This window comes from Bradyrhizobium sp., assembly GCF_049691595.1.
In the GTDB taxonomy this organism is placed as follows: domain Bacteria; phylum Pseudomonadota; class Alphaproteobacteria; order Rhizobiales; family Xanthobacteraceae; genus Bradyrhizobium.
The window spans coordinates 24,167-31,808 of record NZ_JBAVNZ010000236.1 but is presented as its reverse complement, the minus strand read 5'-3'; the positions used below and the strand labels follow the sequence as shown (position 1 = coordinate 31,808).

Here is a 7,642-nt window from a genome sequence, read left to right as displayed (position 1 = left end):
TCTCCACACCGGCGATCCGCCATCGCTGCCGTTCGAGATCAGGGCACATGCGCGCTACAATCCGGCGGCGTCCTCGCGGCTCAACATCGTGCCGGGCCTGGTCGGCACCATCCTGACCATGACCATGCTGATCTTCACGGCGTTGTCGGTGACCCGCGAGACCGAGCGCGGCACCATGGAAAACCTGCTGTCGATGCCGATCAAGCCGGTGGAGGTGATGTTCGGCAAGATCATGCCTTACGTGCTGGTCGGCTTCATCCAGGCGACGCTGATCATCAGCATCGGCGTGCTGTTGTTCGGCGTGCCGATCCTCGGCAGCCTGCTGGTGCTGGCGCTGCTGTCGACGCTGTTCATCACCGCCAATTTGTCGATCGGCTATACCTTTTCGACCATCGCGCAGAATCAGTTGCAGGCCATGCAGATGTCGATGATGTTCTTCCTGCCGAGCATCCTTTTGTCCGGCTTCATGTTTCCGTTCCTGGGCATGCCGGTATGGGCGCAATATATCGGCGAGGGCCTGCCGCTGACGCACTACCTGCGGATCGTCCGCGCCATCATGTTGAAGGGCGCGGCCATCGAGAACCTGCAATATGACACGATGGCGCTGTTTGCGCTGATGTTGCTGGCCATGACCATCGCGGTGGCGCGCTTCCGCCGCACGCTCGATTGAGGCAGTATACTTGCCGGTGTGGAAGCCGGGATAAAGGAGCAACGCATGCAGCGCCGCTATATCACCGTGGACGTGTTCACCGACCGCGCCTTTGGCGGCAATCCGCTGGCGGTGGTGCTGGATGCCGAAGGTCTCTCGACCGCGCAGATGCAGGCGATCGCCACCGAATTCAACTATTCCGAAACGACCTTCGTGCTGCCGCCGCGCGAGGCCTCAAACGATGCCCATGTGCGCATCTTCACGGTGCGCAATGAGCTGCCGTTCGCCGGCCATCCCAATGTCGGCACCGCCTTCGTGCTGGCGACAGAGGCCGCCAAACCGCCGGCGCGGCTGAGGTTCGAGGAGCAGGCGGGTGTCGTGCCGGTCGAGATCCTGAGCGAACAGGGCAGGGTGATCGGCGCCGAACTGACGGCGCCGCAGCCGCTGAAGCGGCTGTCGCAGCTTGGCGCGGAACAGGCGGCGGCGTGTATTTCCCTGTCGGCGGCGGAGGTGAAAACGAACCGGCATCCGCCGCAAATCGCCTCGGTCGGATTACCGTTCCTGATGGTGGAGCTTTCTTCGCGCGAGGCGCTGCGGCGCGCCAGGCCTGACGCCGCGGCCTTCGCCAGAACGTTCCCCTGCGACGGCTCGGATGCGGTCTATTTCTACACCCGCGACGTGCCGGCAAACGAAAAACCCTGCGATCTGCAGGCGCGGATGTTTCATCCCGGTGCGAGCGGCCTGTCCGAAGACCCCGCCACCGGCAGCGCCACCGCGGCCGCCGCGGCGCTGCTCGCCGATCTGGACGGCGCGCGCGATGGTGAACTGAAGTTGCGGATCGGCCAGGGTTTCGACATGGGACGGCCGAGCCTGCTGGAGACGCGGGTGCGCAAGCAAGGCGGCGGCATCACCTCAGTGCATGTCGGCGGGCGCTGCGCGCCGATGATGGCGGGGACGTTTCGGCTGCAAGGCGAGGGGTGAGGTGCCTTTCGTCATTGCGAGGAGCGAAGCGGCGACGCAATCCACTCTTACTTGCAGCTATGGATTGCTTCGCTGCGCTCGCAATGACGGCTTCAGCTACACCTGCTTCGCGGCCAGGTTCTCCACCCGCACGCCATCGCGGTTCTCGATGATCTCCGCGATCCATTGCCGGTGGCACTGCTTGTGGTCGCGCTCATAGCAGAGGATGCAGACCGGCCCGGACTTCTTCACCAGCGCCGACAGCTCGTCGAGTTCTTCCCTCGCCTGCGGCGTCTTCAGGTGTTTCGAATAGATCTTGTGCAGCGTCTCGAACGCGCCGCTGCGGGCGGCCTCGCGGCCGTCTTTCGGGGTGCCCAGTCCGCGCAGATGCAGGTACGCGATGCCGCGCCCGTCCAGCCCGGCCGCGAGCTGGTTCTTGGAAAAGCCCGGACGGCGGGACGACGCCACGGCGCGCACGTCCACCAACAGCTTGACCCCGGCCTTTTCCAATTCGTCGAGCACGGCGCTGGACGGCGTCTGCTCATAGCCGATGGTGAAAAGCTTTTTGGCCCTGGCCATGGGATGCCTCGCTTACTTCACGCGTTCGATCAGTTCCATCGCGCCGGCGGGCGCGCGCACCTTGCCCTCGTGGATCACATAGGCGAAGACGTCGCGCGGCGTCTTCTTCGGTTTGGTCGCATCGACGCGCGGCAGGTCGTCCGGTTCACCACCATCGGCCCAGGTCTGAAAGCGTTTGGCCCAGGCGTCGAGCTGTTTTGGCGGATAGCAGGTTTTCAGTTCGTCATTGCCCTTCTGCAGCCGCGCATAGACGAAGTCGCTGGCGATGTCGGCGATCCCGGGATACTTGCCGTGCTCCGCGAACACCACCGGCGTCTCGAATTTGCGCAACAGGGCCACGAATCCGGGGACGCAGAAACTGTCGTGCCGCACCTCGACCACATGGCGCAGCGCCCGGCGCTCGAGTTGGCGCGGCAACAATTCGAGGAATTTGCCGAAATCGGCTTCGTCGAACTTCTTGGTCGGCGCGAATTGCCACAGCACCGGACCGAGCCGGTCGCCGAGTTCCAGCACGCCGGAATCGTAGAAACGCTTGACGGAATCGCCGGCCTCCGCCAGCACGCGGCGGTTGGTCGCGAAGCGCGGCCCCTTCAGCGAGAAGACAAAACCATCGGGCACCTCGCGCGCCCATTTGCGAAAACTCTCCGGCTTCTGCGAGCCGTAATAGGTGCCGTTGATCTCGATCGAGGTCAATTTCGAGGCGGCGTACGCCAGCTCCTTTGCCTGCACGAGTTTTTCCGGATAAAACACCCCGCGCCATGGCTCGAAGGTCCAGCCGCCGACGCCGATGTAGATATTGCCCGCGCTTTTTGAATCGCGATGCGAACTTTTGGTCACGCGCCAGTTTCTCTTGCGTTTGCAGGGTGGGATATCGAAGACTAGGCTTGGCGGTCCGCTCCCGCAAGCCGGACCGACAGCCAACAGCCGACAGCCGGCCGAAGGCAGGATGCGTTCAATTCCTTATGCTTTCGGATCGTTCCCGGCCAGCAAAAAGGCTCCGGAAAACCGGAGCCCCTTCCTTGCATGCCGTCCGCGCCAGGGCCGTTACTTCCGTCGCGTAACGTCTGGAGATTCAACGCCCGTCTCGGTCGTCCTGGCCACGAAGCCCTGCCATGGCCCGAGGGCCTGCCTGGCAAGCTTGCTGTGGAGCTCGTAAATCTTCTGCGACTCCGCGACAAACGTCTCGTAAGCCTGCCTGGCGAATTCGGTCTGAAGCTTCATCGCCTTGTCGGGCGACCGAACGACGGTGAGCTGCTCGACAAAGCACCTTGTCTCTTCGAACGATTTCCTGGTGTAGTCGCCATAGGCATTCGCGATCGCTCGCAAGCCGATCGGGGCGGTTTCCACCGGCGCGGCCACACCGCTCGGGGGAACGTCAGGTGAGGTGCCCACGACATCGATCCGCTCTTGAATCCGCTCTTGGGCGTCCGGCCGCTGATCTGGCTCCAGGCTCTGAAGGCGATCCGGCTCCGGGCGCGGCGGTTGATCCGGCTCAGGGCTCTTCTGCGGGTCGGATTTCTGGCGCCGCGGCTCCCCTTTCCGGCTGCGCTGGCCGGGCTTCCCGGTCGGTTTGTTCCGGTCTCTACTCGACATCTTTTCCCCTGTTTCGGTGTCAAGCCAAACGTCTCTGCCATGTTCGCGCTGAAATCAAGGTTTTTGATTGTTTCTTCCGCGGCGCAGATGCAGCGAAATTCTGGAACTCCGCTGCAGCCGGTGAGGAGACCGCGAAAAGATGGCTGTTCCGGAACGCGGATCACAAGGCCAGGCGTGAGGCGCCGCCGATCGCAGGTCCCGGATGGCGAAAAAGAAAAAAGAGAACCGCATGCGAATTTCCGGTTATCGCTGGTGGATTACCTTGCGCAGCAATTCCCGGGCAATGATGCGGGAGCGAACATGACGACAGCCAACAAGGCCATCGAATTGGCGCAGAAGAACATCGTAACAGCGTTCGTCAGGCAGAAGGTGGCTCGGTAACCATCCGCGGTCCCTGGCGCGATGGACGATCTTAACCTTCGCATGCAGCGAGAGCCGCGTTGTCCGGTTTCCTGTTCCATCGTGCCGATTTTCCGTGATACCAATCCGTCGCAGGCGAGGGGGTCTTCGAGTATGAGTTCTCAGTCAGTTGCGGGCATTCTGGGCGCCATTGTCGCCGCGATGGTGTTGGTGGTGGCGATCGCGTATGGGCCGATCGGGCAATCTGGCAAACCGGCCCGGCCGGCCGGTACCCAACCGGCGCAGGCGCAGCCGGCTCCCGTGGCGCCCGCTCCCCGGGGGCCAGTGATCCGGGAAGTGCCGAACTAGCTGGAGCCAGCTGATACGGACCCTTGCGAAACGTCCTGGGCGTCCCTATGTAGCTTGTAACGGCGACGTTGATGCTTGATAGCTCCGGCGCCGGGACGACCACGGAATAGCTCGGTAGCGCCGGATGTACGCGCACCTGTTGTTCGTGGTCGTTGGCATTTCCGGGCCTGTGATGGCCGGTTTTCCACCCGTTCCATGACCGCCTCTCAACTGCGCCTTGGCATCGCCGGAGGCTGCGGATATACGCTTGGCCCTCATGAACGACGCCATCAAACCGGGCCCCGAAATCCCAATGCAGGCCGCCGGTTTGCCTCAGCTTTCGGTCATCGTCCCGACCTTCAACGAGCGCGACAACGTCACGGTGCTGTATCGCCGGCTACAGGCGACGTTGACGGGCATTCCCTGGGAGGTCGTCTTCGTCGACGACAATTCACCAGACGGCACCTGGGAAGTGGTGCGGGGACTGGCGCGACGGGATTCCCGCGTCCGCTGCATCCGCCGCATTGGCCGGCGCGGCCTTTCCGGCGCCTGCATCGAGGGCATCCTGGCATCGAGCGCGCCCTATGCGGCCGTGATCGACGCCGACCTGCAGCATGACGAGACGCAACTGCCTGCGATGGTGGCGCTGCTGGCAAGCGGGGAGGTCGAACTCGTGGTCGGCAGCCGCTATATCGAAGGCGGCAGCGCCGACAGTTTCAACAAGCAGCGCGCCGGCGCCAGCGCGCTCGCCACCGAAGTCGCAAGGCGCGTGCTCCGCGTCGAGATCAAGGATCCGATGAGCGGCTTCTTCATGATCCGCCGCGATCGTTTCGAGCAACTGGCGCCGCAGCTCTCGACCCAAGGTTTCAAGATCCTGCTCGACATCGTCGCCACCGCGCATGGCGAACTGCGCACGGTCGAGATTCCCTATGCTTTCGGCGCGCGTCAGCACGGCGAGAGCAAGCTCGATTCCATGGTGGCGCTGGATTTTCTCGGCCTCGTGCTGGCGAAATTGACCAACGACATCATATCGCTGCGCTTCATCCTGTTCGGGATGGTCGGCGCGACCGGCCTCGTCGTGCATCTGGCGACGCTGTTCGTCGCGCTCGAATGGTTCAATGCGCCGTTTCCGGAAGCACAGGCCGCCGGCGCGCTTGTCGCCATGACCAGCAACTTCATCCTGAACAATTTCCTCACCTATCGCGATCAGCGGCTGAAGGGTTTTGCGATCCTGCGCGGGCTGTTGCTGTTCTATCTCGTCTGCAGCGTCGGCCTGTTCGCCAATGTCGGCGTCGCGTTCTCGGTCTACGATTCCGAGCCGATCTGGTGGCTGGCGGGGGCCGCGGGCGCATTGATGGGCGTGGTCTGGAATTACGCGATGTCCGGACTGTTCGTCTGGCGCAAGCGATGATCCCGGCATGAATCCGAACGAGGCGCGGCTCGTCCGCAATACCGTTCTGACGGTTCTGGCGCTGGTCGCACTGCGCCTGGTCGCAGCCGCCTGGACGCCGCTGACCTTCGACGAAGCCTATTACTGGATGTGGTCGAAGGGTCTCGCCGGCGGCTATTACGATCATCCGCCGATGGTCGCCTTCGTGATCCGGCTCGGCACGCTGATCGCCGGCGATACCGAGCTCGGCGTGCGGCTGATCTCGATCCTGCTGGCGCTGCCGATGAGCTGGGCGGTGTATCACGCCGCCGCGATCCTGTTCGGCGGCAGGCGGGTGGCATCGGCCGCCGCGATCCTGCTCAACATCACGCTGATGGCGGCGGTCGGCACCATGATCGTCACGCCGGATGCGCCGCTATTGGTGGCCGCGAGCTTTGTGCTGTTTTCGCTCGCAAAAGTGCTGCAGACCGGGCGGGGCGCATGGTGGCTGGCGGTCGGCGTCGCGGCCGGCGCCGCGCTGTTGTCGAAATACACCGCGCTGTTCTTCGGTCCGGCGATCCTGATCTGGCTTGTCGCGGTCCCGAAACTGCGGCGCTGGCTGCTTTCCCCGTGGCTCTATCTCGGCGGCCTCGTCGCGCTCGCGATGTTCTCGCCGGTTATTCTCTGGAACGCCGATCACCGCTGGGTCTCCTTCATCAAGCAGATGGGCCGCGCGCGGATCGAGGATTTCAGGCCGGCCTTCATCGCCGAACTGATCCCGACGCAGATCGCGTTTGCGACGCCGCTGGTGTTCATCCTCGGCGCGATGGGACTTTACGCGCTGGCGAGGCGCAGCATCGGTGCGATGGCCGCGCCTGCGCTGATCAACGCGAACATCTGGACCATCGTCGCCTATTTCATCTGGCACGCGCTGCATGCGCGCGTCGAGGCCAACTGGTTCGCGCCGGTCTATCCCGCGTTCGCAGTCGCGGCCGCGGTTGCCGCCCACCTGACGCAATGGGACGGGAGTCAACAGCGCGTCATCGATTTTTGCCGGCGCTGGGCGGCGCCGACCGGCGTCATTCTGTTCGCATTGTTGGTCGTGCAGGCCAATACCGGCGTGCTGACCGGCTATCGCCGTGACGCCACCGTGCGCAGCGTCGGCGTCGGCTGGCGCGAAATGTCAGGCGAAATCGAGGCGGTGCGCGCGCGGACCGGAGCCACTTGCGTGCTGGCGCCGGATTACGGCACCACCGGCTGGCTCGCGTTCTATCTGCCGAAGGACATCTGCGTCGCGCAACAGAGCCAGCGCATCCGCTGGGTCAACCTGCCCGAGCCTGGCGCCGCGCAGCTTGCCGGCAAACTGCTCTATGTTCACGAGGCCTCGCCCGCCGATCCGCCCTTTCTGAAGGACAGGTTCGCGCGCATCGAGAGGGTCGCGGAAGTCAGGCGCAAGCGCGGAGCACTCGTGATCGAAACTTATGCGCTGGATCTGCTGGAGGGTCCGAACGGCGAGGTGTTCGACCGCACGCCGCCGCCGGAACTGCGGTAGGGAAACTTCCGTGAAAACCTTGGCCGGCGATCAATGATACGCGAGTCAAGGCATACGACCCGCGCTCGAAATTTGAATCCGTGTTCATTGAATGAAAATCGCTACGTGGTTACCGATGCGTTGCGCGAAAAAGTTCCGGTCATGTACGCATGCCTTACATCTGCCCATGTTTAATCCGCATTTAACGAAAAGTCGCCTTAATGCCGCTCCGCGCCTCTGCGAAACGCTGCGCTGGATTGTTCCAGAATCGATA

At 63.5% G+C, this 7,642-nt stretch carries 9 protein-coding genes; 6 read left to right on the top strand and 3 right to left on the bottom strand.

Annotation, left to right across the window (positions count from 1 at the left end; genetic code table 11):
* Positions 1-670 (top strand): ABC transporter permease (locus WCE35_RS10680; RefSeq protein ID WP_424593305.1); only part of this gene is annotated, 670 nt, incomplete at its 5' end.
* 45 nt (positions 671-715) lie between these two features.
* A complete protein-coding gene (locus WCE35_RS10675; protein WP_424593304.1) occupies positions 716-1,630 on the top strand; it encodes a PhzF family phenazine biosynthesis protein in 915 nt (304 codons plus the stop codon).
* A gap of 96 nt (positions 1,631-1,726) precedes the next feature.
* Here WCE35_RS10675 and WCE35_RS10670 read toward each other — a convergent pair whose 3' ends face one another.
* The 3 genes from WCE35_RS10670 to WCE35_RS10660 form a co-directional block, all read right to left on the bottom strand.
* On the bottom strand, positions 1,727-2,188 hold the full coding sequence (locus tag WCE35_RS10670; protein ID WP_424593303.1) for a DUF488 family protein: 462 nt from the start codon (positions 2,186-2,188) through the stop codon (positions 1,727-1,729).
* Positions 2,189-2,200: 12 nt separating this feature from the next.
* A complete protein-coding gene (locus WCE35_RS10665) occupies positions 2,201-3,025 on the bottom strand; it encodes a DUF72 domain-containing protein (RefSeq protein ID WP_424593302.1) in 825 nt (274 codons plus the stop codon).
* A gap of 207 nt (positions 3,026-3,232) precedes the next feature.
* Positions 3,233-3,580 carry a phasin family protein gene (locus tag WCE35_RS10660; RefSeq protein WP_424593301.1) on the bottom strand — a complete coding sequence of 116 codons (348 nt, stop codon included), beginning with the start codon at positions 3,578-3,580 and terminating at the stop codon, positions 3,233-3,235.
* Positions 3,581-3,595: 15 nt separating this feature from the next.
* Between WCE35_RS10660 and WCE35_RS10655 the strand changes: the two genes are divergently transcribed.
* The 4 genes from WCE35_RS10655 (at position 3,596) to WCE35_RS10640 (ending at position 7,389) form a co-directional block, all read left to right on the top strand.
* A complete protein-coding gene (locus tag WCE35_RS10655; RefSeq protein WP_424593300.1) occupies positions 3,596-4,162 on the top strand; it encodes a hypothetical protein in 567 nt (188 codons plus the stop codon).
* Positions 4,163-4,294: 132 nt separating this feature from the next.
* A complete protein-coding gene (locus tag WCE35_RS10650; RefSeq protein ID WP_424593299.1) occupies positions 4,295-4,489 on the top strand; it encodes a hypothetical protein in 195 nt (64 codons plus the stop codon).
* 256 nt (positions 4,490-4,745) lie between these two features.
* The gene (locus tag WCE35_RS10645; protein WP_424593298.1) at positions 4,746-5,879 is read left to right on the top strand and encodes a glycosyltransferase; all 1,134 of its coding nucleotides are present in this window, start codon (positions 4,746-4,748) and stop codon (positions 5,877-5,879) included.
* A 7-nt stretch (positions 5,880-5,886) separates the two neighbouring features.
* Positions 5,887-7,389 carry a glycosyltransferase family 39 protein gene (locus WCE35_RS10640; protein ID WP_424593297.1) on the top strand — a complete coding sequence of 501 codons (1,503 nt, stop codon included), beginning with the start codon at positions 5,887-5,889 and terminating at the stop codon, positions 7,387-7,389.
* Positions 7,390-7,642 lie beyond the last annotated feature (253 nt).